We start from the raw sequence: 22,962 nt of genomic DNA, 5'->3' as shown, positions 1-22,962 counted from the left end.
TTCTTTTGCGATTACTCTTTTACCATTTCAATTGCATCCTTAGGACATTCGTGGGCACAAACCCCACAGCCTTTGCAATAATCCATGTCGATTTTGATTTTGCCATTGTCTTTCATGATGGTTCCATCAGGACAAAGCAAGTAGCAACGCAAGCAGTAAATACATTCATCATGATTCACTACAGGCTTAAAGGTTCTCCAACCTGCATTCTTTTCTGGAAGAAATCCAGCTTCGTATTGTGGCCCGGTTGGGTAATCGTTTATGTGTTGAGGAATTTTGTATTCCGTATGTTTTGGACGACTCATTTTAATCAATTGTCAATTAGTAATTATCAATTAATAATTTCAACCTCCAGAAATCAGTTCTGAACAATTGTTAATTATTAATTCTTAATTGTTAATTAGTTCGTATGCTCTCTCTACAATCTTCTCATTCAGCTGAGCCAACTTTGGCTTCATCTCGGTATGAATACTTGCAATTGCAGCTTCCTTGCTTACCAAGCCTGAAGCAGCCGCCAAAGCACCATACATTGCAGTGTTGGTTATTGGTCTGCCCAATACCTCCATAGCAAGAGTGGTAGCATCAATTCCTCGTAAATCAAATCCTTTTAATTGCTCGCGATATTGCTCTACATCTGTGGTGTTGATCAATACACATGCATTTTCTTTGATTCCTTTTTCGAATCCAGGAACAATTAGTGTTTCGTCCATGACTACAACGAAGTCACTCTCCTGAACTTCGCTTCGATCATGAATTTTTGTGTCATCAATTTTAGTGAATGCCAATACAGGCGCTCCTCTACGCTCAGGTCCGAATGATGGGAAAGCCAAAGCATGCTTTCCACCATGAACACTAGCAGCAATTCCTAACAAGCGAGAAGCGGTAAATCCTCCTTGACCTCCTCGTCCGTGCCATCTGATTTCTTTCATTATCTATTTAGTGTTTGTCTTTTTCAATTCAATTATTGCCTCTCTACCTGTCTCAATCACTTCCAAATGGAGAGAAACTCAAAATCAACACCTACTGATTAATTGGAATTTTCTCAATTATTAATTGCCCATTAAGTGCAAGCGTAATTTTGTCTTGTAAAAATACCCATCAACCAAATGATTTACTAGCATATGGAATAAATACAGAAAACTACTCTATGTAATGTGCAATTCCGAAGAATTTATATCTTTACAAAAGCCAAAATCAGGCACATCAATAGAAAATTTTTCTCCTATGGAAAATCTGGACAGAACCGATCGTAAGATTTTAGAACTCCTTCAACAAGATTGTAGGATCACAATTAAGGAGTTAGCAGAAAAGCTGCACCTAAGTAACACTCCGGTTTATGAACGTGTAAAGAAGCTGGAAAGAAGTGGAATTATTAAGAATTATGTGGCCATGCTAGATCCTGAGAAAATTGACAGAAGCATGACTGTTTTTATCTCTATTTTATTGACTAAGCACACTCGTGATGTTGTAGACTCTTTTCGAGAACAAGCTTTAGCCTTACCTGAAGTGATGGAATTCTATTATACCTCAGGTAATTTTGATGCCATGCTTAAAATTATGGTGAAAGACATGAACGAGTTTCAATACTTTATCCAAGAGAAGCTTTCGAAGTTTGAGTTTCTTACTCGTTTCAACAGTACTTTTGTAATTGCTTCGTCGGAGAAGATTGGGTTTGATTTGTAAAATACAAAAAGCCCCGGGTTGAAACCCAGGGCAAATTATCATTTCATTAATGAAGTATAATCTCATCTTTTTCAGATCTGTTGGTTTTCCCAATTCAATTACATTGGTTTTACAGGAATACAAATATCCACTACAAATTTTTCAGGAGGTTCGCTCTCGTGATACAACTCATAAGGACAAGCATCTGTAGGTTCATATCCACTTTCCGATAGCCAAATACAAACCGCATCCCAAGCTTCTTTAAATTCTGTAGCTGATATGGTAAAACTTCCCACAACATATTTTCCCCCTGGAATTGAAAGGTTGCCAAATTCACCCTCTGCCTTCACAGGATGATCCAACAAGATACTGGCACTTTGCCTCATATTATCTTGCTCTGTCACCTTCGGATCATCATGATACACAGTTACCGCTTTAGTATTTGGTCTGAACAAACCTCTTGGTTCAGCCCACTTCCTCAATTTTTCATAAGCATTCACAATCAAATGGTATTCACCAACGTGTCGGCAATAAATCAAATCCATTGCAGGCATTTCCTTAATTTCAATTTTCGATTTCATTTGTGACATTTTTAATAATTCAACATCACAAACATAGGTTTGATTTTCTGTAAGGATTTTACCATTCTTGCGATCCGATTGACAATTCTTGCTATTTATGGGTTCCCAGTTTTCCCGGAATTCCTGAGCACTCATTTTAAAGCGAGATTTAAAGCTTCTACAAAAAACAGAAGCACTTTGAAATCCACAGGCATAGGCAATTTCACTTACCGTTTTTTCCTTATATGTTATCAACATACTGCCGGCTTTTTCAAGTCTAATTCTTCTCACAAAACCATTGATTGTTTCTCCGGTAAATGCTGAAAAGATTCTATGAAAATGAAAGGGAGAAAAGTTGGCAATCTCAGCCAATGTCTCAAGAGATAATTCCTGATCAATATGAGACTCTATATAATCTAGTACCCGATTTATTCGATGTATGTATTCCTTTTGATGCTTATTCATGATTCGCTAAAGATAAAAATGAATTGTCTCTTAACAATCGAATCATTTCGATAAACCGGGAATTACATGTTCAAAAAAAAGACACGCCATTGCGTGTCCCTACATTATAATTTCTTCTTTTTCAGATCTCCGGCATAATTAATCAATCCGGCATCTTTGCTGTTATCATTCAACCAGGGTTTTATTCCATCAGATTTGTCAATCTTATCTCTTTCCTGATCCAACTCGTCTTCGGAATAGGAATACATCATATCAGCCGAAAGCACGTTTTTCATTGCCTGAATCTTTTTCAGTTTGGCAATCTCCTCACTAATTCCTTCTCCTTCGATTGTGACAATTATCTTTCCTTCATCATGCAAATGATAATCACACAAATCACTATCCTTAAGTTGACCTACCAAATGCTCGGTATGCTCTGGAAGGACACGAACTACTACACTGGATATATTCATATTATTAATCTTTATATCATGTAGAGACGCAAAGCCTTGCGTCTCTACCATTATTAATTATTTACGCCATCACCAATATTATCCTGTAAATTGGATTCCTTGATACCAAATTTTTCTCGGAACTCAACCGTAAACAGATTCTCAATATCAATGGTAACATCGGCCTGAGGAGCATGACATTGTGAACAATTAAAGTATGCCATATTTAAATCTTTAACATCCTTTACATACACTTTATCATCCTCTTTCGGATTGGAGTAAACACCATCCTTAAGCACCAATTGCGGGCGCCAGGTTTGAAAGTGTGTTTTTGAGATTTCGCGAGCTCCCGATTCCTCAACCTTGTCAGGCATGTGACAGCTCAAACAAATGTTATTGTCCATTTTAATTGGGAAGAATCCAGCAGTAGTGTGCGGAATCATTGGAGGTGCATTCTCGAACGAACGCTCTATGGTAATTCCCACCTCTGGTTTATCCTCATTAAAATTGGCCTTCATTTTAAAATTGGTTTCATCCGAATGCAAATCTGCATCAATAAAACCCAACTGATCTTCATCAATTTTTGTCTCTTTAGCTTGATTACAAGCTACTAAAAAGAACAAAGCAATTAGGGCTAGGTATTTCATGTTTTTAGATTTTATTTAATCTCTTCATTATTTTTTTAAATCGAATTTCAGCGAATATTTCATCGCATTGTCATGGCAAACCTCTATGCATCTGCCGCAATTGGTGCAAGCTCCGCTGCGAATAAAGTCGCTTTTCTTGCCTACAATATCCAAAACAGGCTCTTCCACACAAACATCGAAACAATCCATGCAATGGGTACATTTCTCTTTGTCGTGCTTCACCTTAATTACAGCCTGCTTTCCTACCAAGGCATAAAATCCTCCCAAAGGACAAATGTGCCCACACCAACCTGCTTTCAAAACAAACAGATCGACAAAGAAAACCACTGCAACAATTGCCCATCCAGCTCCTGAACCAAACACAATGGCCCGGTGAAGCATAGATATCGGACTGATAATTTCGAAGGCAGCCATTCCAAATACCGCAGAAACAATTAGGCTTAAAGCCAGGACGTAATACCTTAGATTTCGTGAAACTGAAACTTTTGCTTCCGTTTCTATCTTAAATATTCTGCGCAAGCGAAATGCAATATCGGTGATGATGTTCATAGGACAAATCCAGGAACAGAACATTCTTCCTCCTATCAATGCATAGATTAGGAATATTAATAATGCTCCCAACAATACTGAACTTGACGCAATAAATCCGGATACCAATATCTGCAAAACAGCATAAGGATCACTTAAATGCAAAGAATCAGCAATGATGGCAGAACTGTAATTGCCTCGAAGGATTTCCCATCCAAAATAGTTTCCCCCAGCAAATAGAAGCAGAAAGGACAGCTGAATGATTCGTCGTAATATTAAAAACTTATATTTTTTCATTCAATTGTTTTTTATAATGAATTAGTATCAAATTTTAATTGTCTTTTCACCCTTTCGCCTGTCGGCACTTTCCCTAGAAGGGAAAGGTTCTTAAAATAAACAGAACTACTAAATTCTATTTATGTGCTAAGTCTAATTTTTGTTCTCCCCTTTTAGGGGAGATGTCCAATAGGACAGAGGGGTGCTAATACACTATTGACACTAATCTTCAATTAAATCATCATCATTCAAGTAATCGATAGCCGACTTAACATCCTTGTCATCATCTGCTTTTTCGACTTCCTCATTGATTCTTTTCTCATCTTCTTTTTCCCAGCCTTTGATGTAATGGTCGCCCACTTTACCAGTTGCTTTGTCCAATGGCAGAACAAAAATGGCAGCCTTCTCGGCAACACATGCCTGTTCACATACGCCGCATCCTGTACAAACATCAGAATGAACTACGGGAAGTAACTTGGCATGCATACCAGTTCTTTTATTCACCTCATAATCCAGTGTAATGGCCTTATCAATCAAAGGACAAGCGCGATAACACGCCTCACAGCGAATTCCCCAATACGCCAAACAGGATTCTTTATGAATCACAGCCAAGCCCATTTTAGAATTCATTATATCCGGCTTCTCTTCTTCTTTGCTCAGGTTTTTTAAATCCAGAGCTCCCGAAGGACAAGAATCCGTACAAGGCATATCGGTACACAAATAGCAAGGAATTGTTCTAGGTTCGAAAAAGGGTGTTCCGTTTGCAATGCCATCACCTGGCTCTGCAAGCTTAAGTGTATCATAGGGACAAACTTCAACACATTGTCCGCACTTGATACATGCTTTCAGAAAATCTTTTTCTTTCAAAGCACCCGGAGGACGAAGTACATAGTCGGCCTTGGTGTTCGCTTTAATGGATTTCCCCCAAATTAAACCACCACCGCCTACAAATACAGCTCCTTCCAGCACTCTTTGAATTACTTTTCTTCTTGACACCATATTTTTTTTAGAATGATAAATGATGAGTTATGAATTCCGATACATGAAACTAAATTCTTTGAACTTCCTCCAATTCCTAATTCATAACTCATAATTAATTTACGCTTTGCTTATTTTAACAGCACACTTCTTAAAGTCTGTCTCTTTCGACATCGGACAAGTGGCATCCAAACAAAGTTTGTTGACAAACACCTTCTCGTCGAACCAAGGAATGTATATCAAGCCTCTAGGCACGCGATTTCTTCCTCGAGTTTCGATGTGTGCTTTAATGCGCCCACGTCTTGATTCTACCCATACCAAATCGCCTTCTGTCAAGCCTTGATCAGCGGCATCTTTTGGGTGGATGTAACAAAGTGCTTCCGGAACTGCTCTGTACAATTCAGGTACTCGCATGGTCATGGTTCCCGAATGCCAGTGCTCCAATACACGACCCGTACACATCCAGTAAGGATATTCCTTATCCGGTACCTCAGGTGCTTCCATATACGGACGGAAGAAGATTTTCGCTTTGTTAGCCAAATTAACCTTAGGCTTCGACATGTCAGGCTTCGAGATGGATCCCTGAGGCATTTTCTTCAATGCTTTTCCGTAGAATGCAAAAGGCCCAACGTCTGCTTTCTTGGCATATACATCATATTCCGAATTGAAACGCCATAAGGTTTCTTTTCCGTCAACAACAGGCCACTTTAAACCTCTACATTTGTGATAGGTATCAAAATCAGCCAAATCATGACCATTGCCAATACCAAACTTGCGATACTCCTCCCAAATGTATTTGTGCATAAAGAATCCGTAACCTTCAAAAGGTTTTCCATCAGATCCTAATACTTTACGTTTGTCGCCACCAGATTCTGTATTGATCTTACCTTCTCCAATTGGGTCAGGCCATGCATATTTCTTTGCATCCTCGTTGGCAAACAGTACATCGTATAAAGTATCCTCAGGAGAGTAACCCATTTCCTTTGCTCCTTCCAAAACATCAGGCAAACCATCCTTCAATCCCGGAACCTTTTGTGCTCCCCAAACCTCTTTCAGCTTGAAACGCTTGGCTAATTCAACAAACTGCCACACATCAGGCATGGCATCACCTACAGGTGTAACCTGCTGTTTCCAATGCTGGGTTCTGCGTTCTGCATTACCATAAGCTCCCCACTTTTCGTAGATCATCGCCGAAGGCAATATTAAATCGGAAACCTTAGCCGAAATCCCTGGATATCCATCGGAACAAACAATGAAGTTATCCATCTGGCGAGCTGCCTTAATCCAATGATTGGCATTGGCAGTATTTTGATATGGATTACAAACATTAATCCATGCAAATTTGATCTTTCCATCCTCAATATCTCTGTGGATCTTCATCAGGTGACTTCCCACCTTAGGATTAATGGTTCCTGCAGGAACTTTCCACAATTTCTCTGATATCTCGCGATGCTTGGCATTGGCAACCACCATATCTGCTGGCAAGCGGTGAGCAAATGTTCCCACCTCACGAGCGGTACCACATGCCGATGGTTGACCCGTTAAACTAAAGGCACCATCACCTGGCTTCGATTGCTTTCCTAACAAGAGGTGAACCATATATGCCTGCTCGTTTACCCAAGAACCTCTGGTATGCTGATTGAATCCCATGGTCCAGTAAGAACAAACCTTACGTCCTTTCTCGATATACAAGTCGGCCAATGCCTTCAACTTCTTCTTGAAGTCTTCAATTGACTCTTCAGGATCTCCTTTTGCAATATTGGCTACAGTATCCAAGTCATACGGCTTCAGTGCTTTCTTGAATTCTTCATACTGAATGATCCAGTGATTCACCGCCTTGTTGCGATGCTTCATTTCCATTACATCGCCTTCCTTATAGCCCAGGTAAGCCAAAGTTTTTCCCTCATCGGCAGTCAGTTTCTTGGCAACCTCATGCTTCACGGTTTCTTTTTCCTTATCGGTAAACTTAGGATGATCAGGCGTACGCATTCCGTAACCAATATCAACAAAACCTGTTGCGAATACAGTATATTTCTTCACAAAATCCCAATCGATGGCCTCTGGCTTGTTGTACACAATTTCGTGTGCAATGTAGTTCCAGATTGCCAAATCGGTATTTGGTTTGAATATGATTTCGATATCAGCCAAATCGGAAGTACGGTTGGTATAAGTAGAAAGGTTTACCACCTTGGTTCTGTCGGGATGACTCAGTTTGTTCTCGGTAATTCTCGACCAAAGAATTGGGTGCATCTCGGCCATATTGGCTCCCCAGGTTACTACCGTATCGGTAATTTCCATATCGTCGTAGTTTCCTGCCGGCTCATCAATACCGAAAGCCTGAATAAAGGCAACTACGGCCGATGCCATACAGTGACGAGCATTCGGGTCGATGTTATGAGAACGGAAACCCGCCTTCATCAATTTCGATGCGGCATAACCTTCCATAATGGTATACTGACCCGAACTGAAAATCCCAATTCCCGTTGGTCCCAGTTCTTTCATAGCCGACTTCATGTGCTTTTCCATTTCGTCGAAAGCACGCTGCCAGCTAACCGCTTTAAATTTTCCTTGTTTACTAAAATTGCCATTCTCATCGACACGAAGCAATGGTTTTTTCAGACGGTCGGCACCGTACATTATCTTAGCATTAAAATATCCTTTAATACAGTTCAATCCACGGTTTACAGGAGCCAATGGATCACCTTTTACAGCAAGTATTTTATCGTCTTTTGTGGCAATCATGATACCACAACCAGTTCCACAGAATCGACATACAGCCTTATCCCATGTCCAGCCACTTTCGGCCTCACGAGCTTCTGCTTTCAGAGTTTCCGGAACAGCAACTCCAACTGCGGTTGCAGCGGCGATAGCTGCCGAACTCTTTAAAAAATCACGCCTTGCAAGTTTCATATATTTTGAATTTTCTAGATTTTAAATGTTATTCTTAAAGCCTTCTTCACCCCTTTGCCTATCGGCATTTCCCCTTTCAAGGGGAAAACTCTTTAATTAGAGTTCTTTTTAATTTCAACCATCTTTAATCATTGGTTTCTCCCCTTCTAGGGGAGATCCCTACAGGGAGAGGGGTGTATTAGACCATACCTTATTTAAGCTTCCTCTCTCGCCTTCTTGATATTCCTCAAACCAAACACAATAAAAAGTAGAGCAAACCAAACTCCGAATACCGAAACGAAGAAGGTGATCTTCAACCAGATTGGCGCCATTCTATCGGTACTCCAAATGTGGCGTCCTTCGATGGCTGAGTGACGTTCGGTTGGCTTAGCCATGGCCAAATCTTGCTGAAGCTTAGCTCTGGCAAATCCTTTGGTAGCTTTCACCATAACATTAATCTTTCCTTCTTCATCACCTGGCAAGGTAGGATCAACATCCACATAGGCAATTCCCAATTCGTTGGTTTGAGCCTTGCCCAATAGGTGTTTCCCAAAAGTCCCCATTACATAGGCGCTTACGCTTACTTCTGGCTGTGGTACTTCTTCGGCGAATATCTTTACAACCAACTTGTCTACATTCTCATCGAAACTTAATCTCATGGCATATTCCGGAATCACAACACCTTCCATATTTGGCAATTCCTGCTTATAGTCTTCATTGAAACTACGGATGTATGCTACAATGTTCCATAACTCATCATCTGCGAAAGCATCTTCGAATTTTGGCATGGTTCCACGCCCCATTTTAATTTTATAGAAGATCGATCCATCGCTCTGTGCTTGAAAAGCTTCGGCTCCAGGATCTCCCGGAGGTGGAGACATTGGTGTAAAATCATCCTGTCCTGGAGTTCCATGACAAGATGTACATGAGTTCTCGTATGCTACTCGCCCTTCCAAAACCATATCATCATCGAAAAGGAAAGGACTTAGTTTTTCGTTTTCTTCGGCAGGTGCTTGCCAATCGCTCTGTGCATTCACATTCGCCACAGCCAAAAAGCAAAGGCAGAACAGAATGATCAAATTATATCCTTTATTGTTCTTCATCGCATTAATTGTTTTTGTGGTTCATGTCCTCTTTTACTTCCCAAATTGGCACTACTGGAAATAATTTTGCCAATACAGTGATAATCATCAATACCAAAATGAAGGATGCTACGGTAATTGCAACTTCAGGTGTAGTTGGTGAATAGCCTGTCCAGCCTTCAGGTACATTCTGAATTGGATAGTAAGGAGCCAACTGGGTAGGAACAACAATTAATACTCTCTTGAACCAAGCTCCGGCCAAAATAACCAGTGAAATAATGGTTAATGGCAAAGGCTTGCGCATTGGCTTGAACAATATTAGTAGGAATGGAACTACCAAACCTCCCAATTGTACCAGCCAGAACATTACCGAATCGTGACCATACAACATTTCGTGAACATGCTTGGCATCGGCTGTGTTGGCCTTGTATCCGGGAACGATAATTTCGTTGATATTAAAATACACATACACCAAAGCAACCAGAACCAATAGTTTACCCATTCTGTCGAAATGATCGGCAGTGATGTATTCTTTCAGCTTATAGTTGTTGCGGAAGAAAAACATGGCAATAATTACCGCAGCACAACCCGCTACAAATGCCCCCGACACAAAGTATGGTCCGAAGATTGGCGAATCCCATCCCGAACGCAATGTCATGGCAAACAGCCAGGAAGTAACGGTGTGAATCGAAAGCGCTATAGGAATAATCAGTACCAACAAAATGCGGGTATAACGATTCATCAAGCGAAATTGCTTTGCTGTACTGTTCCATCCCAATGACAAACTTTTGTACATTTTCTGCTGCCATTTTGGTACATTGTTCAGCTTATCGCGGCACAATGCAATATCCGGCAACATAGGAATATAAAGGAGTAAAGCACTTATCACAACGTAGGTTACCACAACAGCGATATCCCAAACAATTGGTGATTGAACCCTACCATGTATGAATACATTCAACAGACGATCGGGGCGCCCCATATCGGTAATGATAATTAAACCTGCTACCATGGCGAAGGCAACAGCTACCAACTCGGCAATACGGGCAACGGGCCTAACCCAGCTTACCTTCATCATTCCGAGTACCGATGACACCAGCATCCCAATTAAGGAAGTGGCAACAAAGAAAACGAAGTTTGAGATATAGATTCCCCAGGATACATAGTCGTGAAGACCCGTAACGCCCAATCCGTTTTGCAATTGTTGATAATAGTAATACAAGCAGATTATAAGTGACACTGTAAGAAAGCCCATCCAAAGCTTGAACTTGCCTCCCCAGTTCACATTTTTTAAAAGGTCCTTATCAATTTGCTCCTCGCTGAAATGACCTTTTGTTATTGTTTCGTTCATAGTTATAACGTAGTTAGATTTTGAGATTCATTTTAACCTACACCCCCTTTGCCTGTCGGCATTGGTTCACGATTAATATTCATTTTGTGTTCACAATCTCCGCTTCGCTTCGGTACCCCCTGAAAGGGGAAACCTCCTTATTCAACAGATTGACAAGTTTTAAACCGACTTCAATCTTTAATTTCTCCCCTTCAGGGGAGATCCCTACAGGGAGAGGGGTGTTTCCAATCTAATTAATTTATCCCTCACTTTCGCGTGGAGGCAAATAGTAAACACTAGGTTTTGTCCCCAGTTCAGGCATTAGCGTGTAGGCTGCATTCTCTTCCAGCAAGTGGCTCAAGCGAACGGTTTTCTTGGTAGTACCATTGGTCACCAAATCTTCGTTCTGATCGCCGAAATAGTACACCCCATTCGGACATGCCGATACACAGTAAGGCAACTTTCCATGACGCAACTGATCGGCAGAAAACGCACACTTGGTAACCGTACCCTTCTTCTGAGGAACATTCAGCTCCATATCGTAGGTAACATCGGCCATCTTGTCGGAATTCTTAGGCTCGGTCCAGTTAAAGGTACGTGCCGAATAAGGACATGCCGCCACACAAAATCTACAACCAATACAACGTTCGTTGTCGATTAGTACAATTCCATCCTGACGCTTAAAGGTTGCATCAACTGGGCAAACCGATACACAAGGTGGGTTGTCGCAATGCTGACAGGTTTTAGGCATCCAGTAGGAGGTTTTCTTCACCGGATCTTCCATTTCCAACACATTCAAATGGTGCATTTCGGGTTTTAGCTGATGTGCGCTCTGGCAAGCTTTCATACACTTGCGTGCATTCTTACACTTGGCCAAATCAACCACCATTACAAACTTCTTTCCCGGAATTCCTTCGCGACCTCTTTTTTGTAGGTAGGATAAATCCTGAATCTTATCTCCAGGTTTTAGGTGGGCTACATCTACTTCTACCAATTTGTTATCGGCAGTAAGTACTTTTACTTTGTTACCGCTGGCTTTGTTCGAATCGGAGCATCCCTGCAGTAGCAAGGCCGATCCGGCAACGGTACTCGCTCCTGCAATGCCCAATTTTTGCAGAAAGCTTCTTCTTGACTTGTCGTTTTTGTTCGCCATGTTCATCTGTGACTTTTTGGTTTTCTTTTTTGCAGATGGAACATTCCGATGATTCGGGTTTTGATTCTAATAGTAGCGCGATCATTCCCTGTAATCATGGACGTTTCATAGATCTATTAAAGAGTTAGATTTCAATAGATCTAATAAATATATGAAATATAGGCTTCTATGACTCCCGTTATGTTTAGATATCTAGATGTGTTTTAATTCATAGTAAAAGATAATAAACTCTGAATACCCCATTACACAAACGTCGTAGCGCTTTTCGGATAAAAAGATAATCTCATCGTTTTATGCAGTTTGTATTTAGAATAAATTCAGATAGGATGTTTTAAAACATGATTTGTTCCCTTGGGTTGAAACCCGAGGCAATTCAGGGGTGTTAGTCCTATGATCTTCGTAGCCATTTTGAGCAATGATAATGTATAGGGGCGTTAGCCCTGATATCTTTTGATTTAGAATTATCGATTATGATTAGATTACAGGGCTAGCGCCCCTAATTATTACTGATGATTCTTTTTGCTACGAAGACGGCAGGGCTAGCGCCCCTTTCTATAAAAATTTCATCTAGCCTCTAAATTGCCTCCAGATTTTGAATTGCCTCCAGATTTATCTGGAGGAATATTTTTTAATGCATTCCTATCATTTGAATCTTGTTGGGCTCCCGCCCCTGCAGGGCTTCTTTTCTAATACATCCTATTCATAGGGCTCCGCTCTATGTTATTGCTATTAGCCTTTCAGGCTATTTGTGATCCTTGGGCTAAAGCCCAAGGCAATTCAGAGGCAATTCAAACCCAAGGCAATTCACCCCAGATGCAATTCAATAAAATTCATCTAGATCCTAAATTGCCTCCAGATTTTGAATTGCCTCCAGATTTATCTGGAGGAATATTTTTTAATCCATCTACATCATTTGAGTCCTGTTGGGCTCCCGCCCTTGCAGGGCTTCTTTTCTAATACATTGTGTTCATAGGGCTCCGCCCTATGCTTTTGCTATTAGCCTTTCAGGCTATTTTAATATTTAATTGCCATAATATTGTATAGAATATGTTTTGTTAATACATTTGACATTGAAGGAGAAAGACTTAACTATAACTTTACTTGTAATGAAGAACATTTACCGAAAGTATCTCATGGTATTGAGTGCTGTTTTTACCTGCTTTGCATCCTATGCCCAGGAAGAGAATATGGTGCTTAATCCTAGTTTCGAAGAGTATGAAAAATGCCCCGAGAGCTACACCTTTATGGACAAGACCCACAAGTTGATTCCACATTGGACCTATCCATCCTTTACCACACCTGATTATTTTAATGCCTGTAGCAAAGGAGAAGTAGGCGTGCCCGATAATTTTGCAGGCTACAGCAAAGCCAAAACTGGCAAAGGCTATATGGGTGCCATTCTAAGTGGAAGCAATCGCAATTTTAGGGAGTATTTTCAAGGGACTTTAAGCAGTCCTATGGTTGAAGGCCAGAAGTATTGCGTTTCTTTTTGGTACAAATTGGCATCGGGAAGTAAGTTTGCGGTTGACCAGTTGGGCATTCATTTTTCTGAAACAAAAGTGGCCAACGGCAACAAAAGCCATTTGACTTTTAAGGCTCACTTGAGCAATAAGGCAGGCCTGTTTTTAGACAATACCGAAGAGTGGGCCCAGTTCTGTATGGTTTATACTGCCCAAGGTTACGAGGAGTACTTTATTGTAGGAAACTTTAAGAACTATGAAAACACCAATTATGTGGTAACGGGTCGCGATACCAAGAACAAAAAAGGCAAAGAATACGCTTACTACTTTTTCGACGATTTTGAGATTCGTCCCCTGGTAGATTGTACCTCATGTGCATGTGTTCCCAAAGGATTGGAGACCGTGGTGATTGATTCCTCTTACACAGGAGGTAAAAATCCGGTAACGGGCCAAATCAGTAAAATTATAAACGATGGTGTAATTAGTTTGGGAATATCTGGCGGACAGCCTCCTTACAACATCGATTGGAGCAATGGATCGAAAGACATCACAAAATTGACCAACCTGCAGGCGGGAACCTATACCTATCACGTAAGTGACCAAAACAATTGCCACTCGCAAGGCAGCATTACTTTCGTAGAGCCTGAGTTGCCTAAAGATTTGTTTACCGAAGAGCTCAAACAAATTGAAGAAGGAGCTGCCCTGATTCTCGACAATATCTTCTTTGAATTCAACAAAAGTACCCTTCTGCCCACTTCCTTTGAAGAGCTCGACAAGGTGGCCAATTTCTTAAACGAAGGAATGGTGAGCCAGATTCAGATTAGCGGACATACCGATAGCAAGGGATCTGATGAGTTGAATAAGGGCTTAAGTCAGCGACGTGCCGAATCGGTGGTGAACTACCTTGTTGGCAAAGGAATCGATCCCAACAGAATGAAAGCGGCTGGATACGGAGCTTCAAGACCCATTGATACCAACCAAAGCGATGAAGGACGCTCGAAGAATCGCCGTGTGGAATTTTTAGTCTTAAAAAAATAAGCCCCAACTTACCGATTACTATTCAGAATACGCCTTTAGTGCGTTTCACTTCTAAAGCCCCTTTGAATATGTATCGGCATTATACCGGCTCATTTAAATATATAAATGGTATAAAATGAAAACAAAATATATAAATATACTCATCCTGTTCATGCTGATCTCGATGCTTGGCATGGCGCAAAATCCGAAAAGGATATTCAACAATTCATTATTCAAAGGCATGGAAGCCCGGGCCACAGCCGATATCGATTCTGAGCTTGCCAAGGCCAAGGCAAATTTCGAGAAAGTGCTGGTAAAAGAGCCTGATTCGCGAATGGCAAACATCGGACTGGCGGCCCTTTACGCGGTCGATAAATATTCCGGCAAAGATTACTTTAAAGCCTTTGCCTATTTTCAGAAAGCATACCATGCAAAGCCTAAGTTTAGCGATGACGAAAAAGAGGTTTTAAATGAATGGTTCACCAAACAAGACAAAAGGCGCAAGAATCGCCCCATTGATAAAAACATGGAATGGGAATATCTGCACCTGGAAGACAAGTTGATTAAATTCGTGAGGGAGGAGAACAATGCCGAGCATGCCAAGCGATTCTTGAAAGAATTTCCCGATTCGAAATACAAAACCAATGTGGCCCACATTTTAACTTACATTAAATTTCGCGAGGCCGAGAAGCAAAACTCGGTAGATGCCTTTAATCAATTCTTAAACGATTATCCTGAATCGGCACAGGTTGGAATCACCACAAAACTGCGAAACGATTTGGCTTACCAAAATGCAATGGGTAAAGGAACCTTGCAAGACTTGCGCGATTTTGTGAGCAATTATCCCGAGGCACAGCAGGTAAATAAGGTGAGAAAACAAATGGCAGACATGGCCTTTAAAGAGGCAGCTGCTACAAAAACCCTGGAGGCCATCGACAAGTATATTGCCGACTTTCCCAATTCATCGAAAATTGCTGCGGCCAAATTGTTAAAGAAGCAATTGCTTTTCGAATGGGCCAAGAGTGTAAACAGCCTCGAGGCTTACAACCAATTTGTGTCTTTATACCCCGAAGGAAAACAGTTCGTCGATATTTTTAATTTAAAGGCCAGCATATTGGGCGATGAGATTTTGAAAGACTTTCCCGAGGAAAATTACCTCTTTGTAAAAGGATTCGACAATCAGGAGTTTAACGATTTTGGAGGTGGAATTGCCACACGCCCCAATGGTGAATTGGTGGTAGTATCGGCCACACCCAAAGCCGAAGGCGAAATGTACGATTCCTGGATTTTAGGTCTAGATGCCAATGGAAAAATGCTTTGGAACAAGATGCTGGGAAATCCTTTCGACGACATGGTAAACAAGATTAGCGTAAGTGCGCAGAACGAAATTTATGTGGCAGGCATTACCAATGCCATTGTGGATAGTGTGGCAGGTCAGGCATGGATTTACAAGCTATCCGCCAATGGGCAGAACCTATTCAACCAGAAGGTGAGCTTGGCCGAAGCGCTCGATTTTGTGGTGTACCCCGATAATCAGATTTTAATTGCCGGATATACCCAAAACACCCAAGACTCCTTGTTCACCCCTGCCTTGGTAAAGCTAAATGCCGATGGTAAAAAACTATGGTCGCGCAATTATACCAACAAGGGCAAAGTGTATGCTTTGACCAGCGATACCGCTTCGAACACTGCTTTTTCTGCAGCCGGAAACTGGATTTTTGCCATCAACGAGGCGGGTTATTTACAATGGGACATTCTATTGCCCGAGAATCAGCAGGCCACTGCCGTGAGCATGAATGCCAAGAAGCAAGTTCTCTTTGCAGGATCAGCAGAAAATGCAGCCTTTGCCGCAGCTTACGATAGCTCTGGTAAAAAGCTTTGGGACTCGCCCCTAAACCTTACGGGCAGTGGCATGCCCGAGCACATTGTGGCTTTGGCCGATAACACTTTCGTGATTGCTGGTACCTACAATAACAATTTAAAGCTGGTTCAGATTGATGATTCGGGCTCTGTAAAAAACGAAAAAGAATTCAGCTTGCCTCAAGGCGTAAAACTAAACGACATCACGCTTACCGATGGCACCTCTGTAGCCATTAGTGTTACCCGATTAGGGGATAAAGCGGATTTGATTGTGTTTACATTGAGTTTTTAAAAGATATAAATTGCATAGAGAAGGGCAAGCTTTTGGCTTGCCCTTTGTTTTTTGTAATGTCCCGATTAGGTTTAAAATTATTCATTAAATAAACCTGTCTCTAAAATAGCTTGACAAAGTTTCTCAATAACAGGAACTGACACACTATTACCAATTAACTTCATCCAACGATTTCTCTTAATTGGTAATTTAAACTCTTTTGGAAATCCTTGTATCATCAATGCTTCTTCTTTAGATATTTTACGATAATTACTCTTTTCTACAATTTCCTTTAAGAATTTATCTTTAAAATCTTCAGGGGTATTTGAAACAATATTCCTTGTTGCAATAAAATCATTAGTATCACTCGCAACTAAAGTTGAAAAAACATCAGATATAGGCAAATAGATTCTATTAATTCCTTTTATTCCAGAACTAATCTTAGAGTTTTTAAAATCATATCTTTTCTCAATTGATGAGATTATAGACTTCTTTAATAAACTATCAAGTCCTCTTCTATAGTTTACCTTTTTCTTCTTCAACTCATGACTATTCTTTAACTTTTCAAGATTCAGTATATCGTCAACTGCATGCTCTAGAATCAACTCTTCCGATGCACTTAATAAATAGCCATTTAAATCAATTACCCTAAAAGTATAATCTACTTCTTTTAATATTTCTTTTTTAACTAACTCCTTAAGTTCATCATTAGTTATTTCTGAATCCAAAGATTTAAAATGATCAAAAGACAGAGCATTGCCATCAAAAGACCCATAAATTTTCTTTCTCCTATTGGTCAATAACAAATGACAAATTTGCTTTTCTCTTTCTGTTGTTTCTTGAAGATCCCATGAGTGAATTGTTGAATGGCCATTTCTTATATCATTAAATAAGAAGAAATCATTTAACTCATCCATTTTTTGGAACTTTGTCCTGGCAACTGGTTTATATTCCCCAAAAAGAGTTTCTGGATCTATTTTTTCCTTTTTAATAGTTTCATTTGGCAAGTCACTCAGGTAATGGTATAGCTTTTTTCCTTCCTGAATTTTAGGTGGGATATTAAATTTATCGTAATATGATTCTTCCCTAAATCCAATTATATATACTCTTTGTCTATTTTGAGGCACTCCATAATCATGAGAATTAATTAAATAATAATTAGCAAAATATCCTGCTTTTTTTATTCTATCTAATATGTATTTAAATGCTTCTCTATTTCTTGGATCTCTTAAACCTTTAACATTTTCAAAAATGAATGCTTTTGGTCTATTTTTATTCAGAAGATAGATTGTATCATTCCACAGTTGTCCTCTATCATCATCAAAACCAAGATTTTTACCTGCTATAGACCAACTTTGACAAGGTACACCCGCTGTTAATATATCACAATCAGGTATCTCCTTTAATTTTCTAATATCTCCTAAATTCTCACTTTCTTCCTCATCATAATTTTCACAATAAGTTGAAATTGCATCACGATCAATCTCACTAAACCCTACACATTTACCACCATTGGATACTAGGCCTAACCTAAAGCCTCCAATACCAGCAAAAAGATCAATAAACGTAAACTTAGACATAGAAAAAAAATTATTGCTCAAATATACAACATCATTCTATTCTATAAGAATTTTTACTTAGATTTGAATTTTAATGTTAAATATCCTAAAACATGTTAGATTTAACTGAAGTAACAAATTACGTTGAAAACCACATCGGTGATTTTCACCAAAAAAGAATTGATAGTCTTGCAAATCTTAAACTTAAGAAGGTTTTGAAAAGAAAAAACCCATACCTGTTCAAAGCTAAGAATGTGTTAACCGCAAATGATATAGTTAAAGGTATTGTAAATGCCCATGTTTCTTCAAATGAGGAAACAATTTTTGGAGATTGGCTTGAAGGCTTAGCAATTTTCATTAACTCCAAAGTGTATGGTGGTTGGAAATCTGGAATTGAAGGCATCGATTTAGAGTTTGATTTAAATGGAGCTCGATATATAGTGGCTATAAAGTCTGGACCTAATTGGGCTAACAGCACTTCATTAAAGAAGCTTAAGGAATATTATAAAAGCGCGGGTAAAGCATTAAGAACAGGTAATTCTGGGATTAATGTTATCTCAGTTAACGGATGTTGTTATGGAAAAGATAATAATCCAGATAAAGGTGACTATTACAAATATTGTGGACAACAATTTTGGGAATTTATTTCGGGAGAAGAAAACTTATACAAAGATATAATTGAACCTCTTGGATATAAAGCAAAAGAGAGAAATGACGAATTTAAAAAATCATACTCTAAGATGATTAATAAATTCACAAAAGAATTTATTATAGAATTCTGCGATGATGATGGCGCAATTAATTGGGGTAAAATCCTAGAACTTAATTCAAAAAAATAAATTAGTAATATTAATGAATGCCCCAGATACTCAATATCTGGGGACTCTCCTTATTTAGTTTGAACATACAACTTCATCTAACATCTCCATTATAATAACGGTATCATTAAAATAAGACCGAATGTTTTCAAATGAAGATGAAGGATTTTCGCCATGAGCAAATGCATTTCTTGCACTATTTAATGAATCAATAGACGATTTTAATCTTTGACTATGCTCGTGTTCATTTAACTTTTCCTTAAATTCCCTATTCCAATTTACATCAAACTTCTTTAATGTTTTACAAATATTATCTCTACTAGGGTTCATAGAACTATTTCTAATAGTATTATCAACATATGTAATTACCTGAGTACTCTGTCCCGAATGAATGTCAGCAATAATAGTTTTAAAGCAAAATTCTATAGTACCACAAGTTTTAACGATGGAATAATTCGTTAAAAAAGGTACTATAGGACTTAAATGTCCAAGCCCCTCTATGGTATGATAAATTCTTTGTAATTCTTCTCTACAGGCAGTAATAGCACCAAGGGCATCATCATTCCTCATAACCAATCCCAAATAAATAGGTTAGTGCTAGATCAATTCTCCCATGGATATGGGCAATTTGCATTGTTCCTTCGCTTGAATATTTTCTGAACCTCTCATCCTTTAACATCGAAATTCTTTTCTCTTCTAGATCATTAATTGGTATGTCGTCTCCTAATCGTTTTAAAGCAATTGAAACAGCAGAACATACTGCATCAAAAATAGTTGGATAGAATCTTTTTCTCACCTTGGTTTCTTCTCCAGAAACAATGTTATAAAAAGCATTTTCCCCAATATTATGCATTATAAATTCCATTACTTTTTTAAACTTCTCTTTTCTTTCTTGAAGTATTATATCCTTTTGTGAATTTTTTGAACCCATAAATTCATTCAAATACTTTTTTAAAGAAATAACCGTAGCAGTGCTATTTTTGATTGTGTCAGTATCTAATGCTAAAAACCTTAAAATAAATTCCAAATCCCTCATTCGTGTATCTTCCAACTCTTTCCCAAAAAGTACACGCCAATTTTTATCTTGATTTAATTCGAACAATACATTATTAAATTCACCTTGATTTACACAATTTCTTATTTCTTGTGGCATTAAAGCTCTTCCCCCGGTATTAATTCTTTCAAATACTTGATATAAACTTGTATCATTATCTTCAGGAGCTCTTTGTTCAAAAATAATTGCATGAATTGTGGAACTTCTTATTCGCCTTTGATCAGCTCGATCCAATTCGTTAAAGGCTAACCCTCTCCATCTACTATTTATTTTCTCAGTATTTGACAATTTAAATACCTTACCATCTTTTGACCAAATTCCTTTTACAAAATCAAATACAGTCATTACCCTTTGGTAACCATCTATTATTAATTTTTTCTCATCTTTAGTATTAGCTAGAAATATACTGGGAACCGGTAAGCCTAACAAAATAGACTCAATAAACCTACTCGCTTCAGCTTTTTCCCAAACATATTTTCTTTGAAGTTCGGGTTTCAATAGCTCATCTTCTTCATACATGGAAATTAATTCTCTGAAAGAAAGATCCGCTCCCCAAGAATTTATATTATATAAATCATCATTTGAATAAGAGTCTTCTATTTCATCTGATATAACTTCTACAAATTTGGTATCTACATCAAGCATTTTAATATTATTTTCAGTTTTATAATTAGGCTTAATCATTGCTTTATAACACAAAAACATGTGTTGTTATTCAGAAAACCTAAAACAATTATGTCGAAAATAATAAAAACATTGAACAAATTTGGATTTACTTTAAACTTATCCAATATTCTTCAATAAATAAGTAATTATATTTTTTAAATTCTCTGCCCTAACTTTGGCTTTCAACTCACACTCCCAAATGGTAATTACACGCCAGCCCAGTATGTTGAGTTCTATTTCGGCTTTGCGGTCGCGCTTTTGTGTTCCTTTAATTTTTTGCAGCCACCATTCAGTTCTTGTTTTGGGCAAAACAAAATACTTGCAGCCTTTGTGTCCGTGCCAAAAGCAGCCATTTACAAATATTACGCATTTGTATTTTTTCAGAACTATATCGGGTTTTCCAGGTAGGTCTTTCTGGTTTATGCGGTAACGAAAACCATTGGCAAACAAAAACTTCCTCACCACCAACTCAGGTTTGGTGTTTTTCCCCTTCACTTGGGACATATTGTAGGATCTTATTTTGGGTTCGTGAACATCTGCCATACTCCATCATTGCTATATTGGCAATTTACGAATTTCTATCTTTTGCTTTATGCATTTTGAGCATTGCTTTTGCAGCTGTCCCCCTTCCCCTTCCATTTTAAGCACTGTTATTGCCAGTCTGTCTCTTGTTGTTGCTCCTTTGTCTTATTCCGCTGGTTCCCACACTCTTGTCGGCGACGGAAAGCTTCAACCGAGCGGCGGAAAGTCTTTGGCTAAGGACGGAATGTCATTGGCTTAGGGCGGAATGCTTCTGGCTAAGCTCGGAAAGCCATTGGCTAAGCTCGGAAAGCCATTGGCTAATGGCGGAATGCCTTTGGCTTAGCTCGGAAAGTGTTTGGCTAAGGACGGAATGTCTCTGGCTAAGCTCGGAATGCTTTTGGCTAAGGGCGGAAGGTGTTTGGCTAAGCATAACTAGCTTTTGGCTTTTGTCCTTTTGTCTTTGGCTAAGGGCTTCCTTTCTTAAACCTCCTTCACATCTTAACAATATAGTATCTTTCCTTCTTAAAACAACTTGCTCTCCCCTTAAATGTGTACTTTACTTCCTTAGGAATTTTAGTTTTATCACAAAGGAGCTTCATTTCTTCTTTGGCTTACCCACACACGAGCTGTTTTTCTTGCCTAAAAGGCCTATGATAGCCGTATTTATTGGCAATACAGCTATTTTATTCTGCTTTTCATAGTTTTTATTAATAAAGTGTCAATATTTTATAAATAAAAACAATAACTCCCAAACAACTAACATTTACAAGCCTTACAGGGCGATCGGAATTTATTTACATATTATTTTTCGCCCATTTTATTGCATATTCAAAAAGATCCCATTAATTTCCATATTGTAAATCTAAAATATAAAACTTATGATTATGGGACAATCCAGATCTTATAATGGCGGAGATGCCAATTTTATTATTTTTTCGAGTCAAAGTATTAACATCATCAACGACAAGCATGATGAGTTTGTGGCTTTCTCGCCTCATTTTACCGCAGAAACGCAGGCTGAACTGAAAACTTTGTTCGAAACAGCCAGTAACATTCCTTCGGACAATACCTATATCGACATTCAGGCCAAGGCCACCGAGAATGTGAATAAGGAATTGGCAGCATCGGGTAAGTTTTTCCAAAGGTGCAAGTTCGATATCGAAATGGCATTTCCGAACGATAAGAAGATATGGAATCAGTTTGGTTTTAATGATTACGACAATGCCCGCAAAAGTGGCAAGTTGATGTATCTTTTCCTAACCGATTTCGACATGATTGCCAACAAGTACAAAGAGGCTCTTACCACAGAAGGGTGGACCGAGGAAACTTTTTCTGCGATTCTGGCACATCGCGATAAGCTAAAAGGCTTTATGGATGAGCAATCGGATTGTATTTTGAAACGTAATCGCGCTACCGAAGAGCGTACCATAGCCTTGAACAATTTGTACGAAAAACTGGCCATCTATTTTAAGGCTGCACGCATTATGTACGAAGATGACGAGGATTTATTGAAGTGGTTTAAGTTCCCGGCAGCCACTCCAAAAGCTACTAAAGAGGAAACAGAAGGCCCTGAAGAAAACGAAGCCGAAGAATAGTTTCTACTTATCCCCTATGATCAGGATGCATTTAATGGCAATTATTTGGCATCCGGCATGTCCCCAAGACCTTTGGTTTTGGGGATTTTTTTTCTCCTCGGGTTGAAACTCGAGGTAATTCAGTCCTCCAGATAAATCT

20 protein-coding genes are annotated in these 22,962 nt (G+C 39.1%); 5 read left to right on the top strand and 15 right to left on the bottom strand.

The features are described 5' to 3' along the window. Positions 1 to 11 precede the first annotated feature (11 nt). Both BXY64_RS02450 and BXY64_RS02445 read right to left on the bottom strand, forming a co-directional pair. Complete coding sequence (locus BXY64_RS02450; protein WP_120238387.1) at positions 12 to 305, bottom strand: 4Fe-4S binding protein; 294 nt, start codon at positions 303 to 305, stop codon at positions 12 to 14. Positions 306 to 389: 84 nt separating this feature from the next. After that, the gene (locus tag BXY64_RS02445) at positions 390 to 929 is read right to left on the bottom strand and encodes a 2-oxoacid:acceptor oxidoreductase family protein (RefSeq protein ID WP_120238386.1); all 540 of its coding nucleotides are present in this window, start codon (positions 927 to 929) and stop codon (positions 390 to 392) included. 295 nt (positions 930 to 1,224) lie between these two features. Between BXY64_RS02445 and BXY64_RS02440 the strand changes: the two genes are divergently transcribed. Then, positions 1,225 to 1,683 carry an Lrp/AsnC family transcriptional regulator gene (locus BXY64_RS02440; protein ID WP_170150558.1) on the top strand — a complete coding sequence of 153 codons (459 nt, stop codon included), beginning with the start codon at positions 1,225 to 1,227 and terminating at the stop codon, positions 1,681 to 1,683. 98 nt (positions 1,684 to 1,781) lie between these two features. Here the strand turns inward: BXY64_RS02440 and BXY64_RS02435 are convergent, their stop codons facing one another. From BXY64_RS02435 to BXY64_RS02395, 9 genes are all read right to left on the bottom strand, one after another. After that, positions 1,782 to 2,687 (bottom strand): AraC family transcriptional regulator, encoded by a 906-nt coding sequence (locus BXY64_RS02435; protein ID WP_120238384.1) that lies wholly within the window; start codon positions 2,685 to 2,687, stop codon positions 1,782 to 1,784. A 104-nt stretch (positions 2,688 to 2,791) separates the two neighbouring features. Further along, positions 2,792 to 3,139, bottom strand: coding sequence for a chaperone NapD (locus BXY64_RS02430; RefSeq protein WP_120238383.1), 348 nt, complete (start codon positions 3,137 to 3,139; stop codon positions 2,792 to 2,794). Between the two features lie 53 nt (positions 3,140 to 3,192). Next, complete coding sequence (locus tag BXY64_RS02425; protein WP_120238382.1) at positions 3,193 to 3,765, bottom strand: nitrate reductase cytochrome c-type subunit; 573 nt, start codon at positions 3,763 to 3,765, stop codon at positions 3,193 to 3,195. Positions 3,766 to 3,792: 27 nt separating this feature from the next. Then, positions 3,793 to 4,590 (bottom strand): quinol dehydrogenase ferredoxin subunit NapH, encoded by a 798-nt coding sequence (gene napH / locus BXY64_RS02420; RefSeq protein WP_120238381.1) that lies wholly within the window; start codon positions 4,588 to 4,590, stop codon positions 3,793 to 3,795. Between the two features lie 201 nt (positions 4,591 to 4,791). Next, positions 4,792 to 5,568 carry a ferredoxin-type protein NapG gene (napG, locus tag BXY64_RS02415; RefSeq protein WP_120238380.1) on the bottom strand — a complete coding sequence of 259 codons (777 nt, stop codon included), beginning with the start codon at positions 5,566 to 5,568 and terminating at the stop codon, positions 4,792 to 4,794. 99 nt (positions 5,569 to 5,667) lie between these two features. Further along, complete coding sequence (gene napA, locus BXY64_RS02410) at positions 5,668 to 8,457, bottom strand: nitrate reductase catalytic subunit NapA (RefSeq protein WP_120238379.1); 2,790 nt, start codon at positions 8,455 to 8,457, stop codon at positions 5,668 to 5,670. A 194-nt stretch (positions 8,458 to 8,651) separates the two neighbouring features. Next, a complete protein-coding gene (locus BXY64_RS02405) occupies positions 8,652 to 9,539 on the bottom strand; it encodes a c-type cytochrome (protein WP_120238378.1) in 888 nt (295 codons plus the stop codon). 4 nt (positions 9,540 to 9,543) lie between these two features. Next, positions 9,544 to 10,869 carry an NrfD/PsrC family molybdoenzyme membrane anchor subunit gene (gene nrfD / locus BXY64_RS02400; protein ID WP_120238377.1) on the bottom strand — a complete coding sequence of 442 codons (1,326 nt, stop codon included), beginning with the start codon at positions 10,867 to 10,869 and terminating at the stop codon, positions 9,544 to 9,546. Positions 10,870 to 11,107: 238 nt separating this feature from the next. Beyond that, on the bottom strand, positions 11,108 to 12,007 hold the full coding sequence (locus tag BXY64_RS02395) for a 4Fe-4S dicluster domain-containing protein (protein ID WP_120238376.1): 900 nt from the start codon (positions 12,005 to 12,007) through the stop codon (positions 11,108 to 11,110). A gap of 1,100 nt (positions 12,008 to 13,107) precedes the next feature. Here BXY64_RS02395 and BXY64_RS02385 point away from each other — a divergent pair. Both BXY64_RS02385 and BXY64_RS02380 read left to right on the top strand, forming a co-directional pair. Next, positions 13,108 to 14,499, top strand: a complete 1,392-nt coding sequence (locus BXY64_RS02385; protein ID WP_120238374.1) for an OmpA family protein — start codon at positions 13,108 to 13,110, stop codon at positions 14,497 to 14,499. 115 nt (positions 14,500 to 14,614) lie between these two features. Continuing rightward, complete coding sequence (locus BXY64_RS02380) at positions 14,615 to 16,630, top strand: hypothetical protein (protein WP_120238373.1); 2,016 nt, start codon at positions 14,615 to 14,617, stop codon at positions 16,628 to 16,630. A gap of 77 nt (positions 16,631 to 16,707) precedes the next feature. Here the strand turns inward: BXY64_RS02380 and dcm are convergent, their stop codons facing one another. Continuing rightward, positions 16,708 to 18,189 carry a DNA (cytosine-5-)-methyltransferase gene (gene dcm, locus BXY64_RS02375; protein WP_120238372.1) on the bottom strand — a complete coding sequence of 494 codons (1,482 nt, stop codon included), beginning with the start codon at positions 18,187 to 18,189 and terminating at the stop codon, positions 16,708 to 16,710. Positions 18,190 to 18,281: 92 nt separating this feature from the next. Between dcm and BXY64_RS02370 the strand changes: the two genes are divergently transcribed. Continuing rightward, the gene (locus tag BXY64_RS02370) at positions 18,282 to 19,007 is read left to right on the top strand and encodes a PmeII family type II restriction endonuclease (RefSeq protein WP_120238371.1); all 726 of its coding nucleotides are present in this window, start codon (positions 18,282 to 18,284) and stop codon (positions 19,005 to 19,007) included. A gap of 54 nt (positions 19,008 to 19,061) precedes the next feature. Here the strand turns inward: BXY64_RS02370 and BXY64_RS02365 are convergent, their stop codons facing one another. The 3 genes from BXY64_RS02365 to BXY64_RS02355 form a co-directional block, all read right to left on the bottom strand. After that, positions 19,062 to 19,556: a HEPN domain-containing protein gene (locus BXY64_RS02365; RefSeq protein ID WP_120238370.1), complete on the bottom strand. Its 495-nt coding sequence runs from the start codon at positions 19,554 to 19,556 to the stop codon at positions 19,062 to 19,064. Next, positions 19,546 to 20,724, bottom strand: coding sequence for a DUF262 domain-containing protein (locus BXY64_RS02360; protein WP_211334390.1), 1,179 nt, complete (start codon positions 20,722 to 20,724; stop codon positions 19,546 to 19,548). The genes BXY64_RS02365 and BXY64_RS02360 overlap by 11 nt, the downstream gene beginning before the upstream one ends. Before the next feature lie 99 nt (positions 20,725 to 20,823). Beyond that, on the bottom strand, positions 20,824 to 21,249 hold the full coding sequence (locus BXY64_RS02355) for a very short patch repair endonuclease (protein WP_120238369.1): 426 nt from the start codon (positions 21,247 to 21,249) through the stop codon (positions 20,824 to 20,826). An 863-nt stretch (positions 21,250 to 22,112) separates the two neighbouring features. Here BXY64_RS02355 and BXY64_RS02350 point away from each other — a divergent pair. Beyond that, positions 22,113 to 22,823: a hypothetical protein gene (locus BXY64_RS02350; RefSeq protein ID WP_147375864.1), complete on the top strand. Its 711-nt coding sequence runs from the start codon at positions 22,113 to 22,115 to the stop codon at positions 22,821 to 22,823. The last annotated feature ends 139 nt before the right edge of the window (positions 22,824 to 22,962 follow it).

Origin of the sequence: Marinifilum flexuosum, assembly GCF_003610555.1 — a bacterium.
Lineage (GTDB): Bacteria > Bacteroidota > Bacteroidia > Bacteroidales > Marinifilaceae > Marinifilum > Marinifilum flexuosum.
This window is presented reverse-complemented; position numbering and strand designations above follow the sequence as displayed.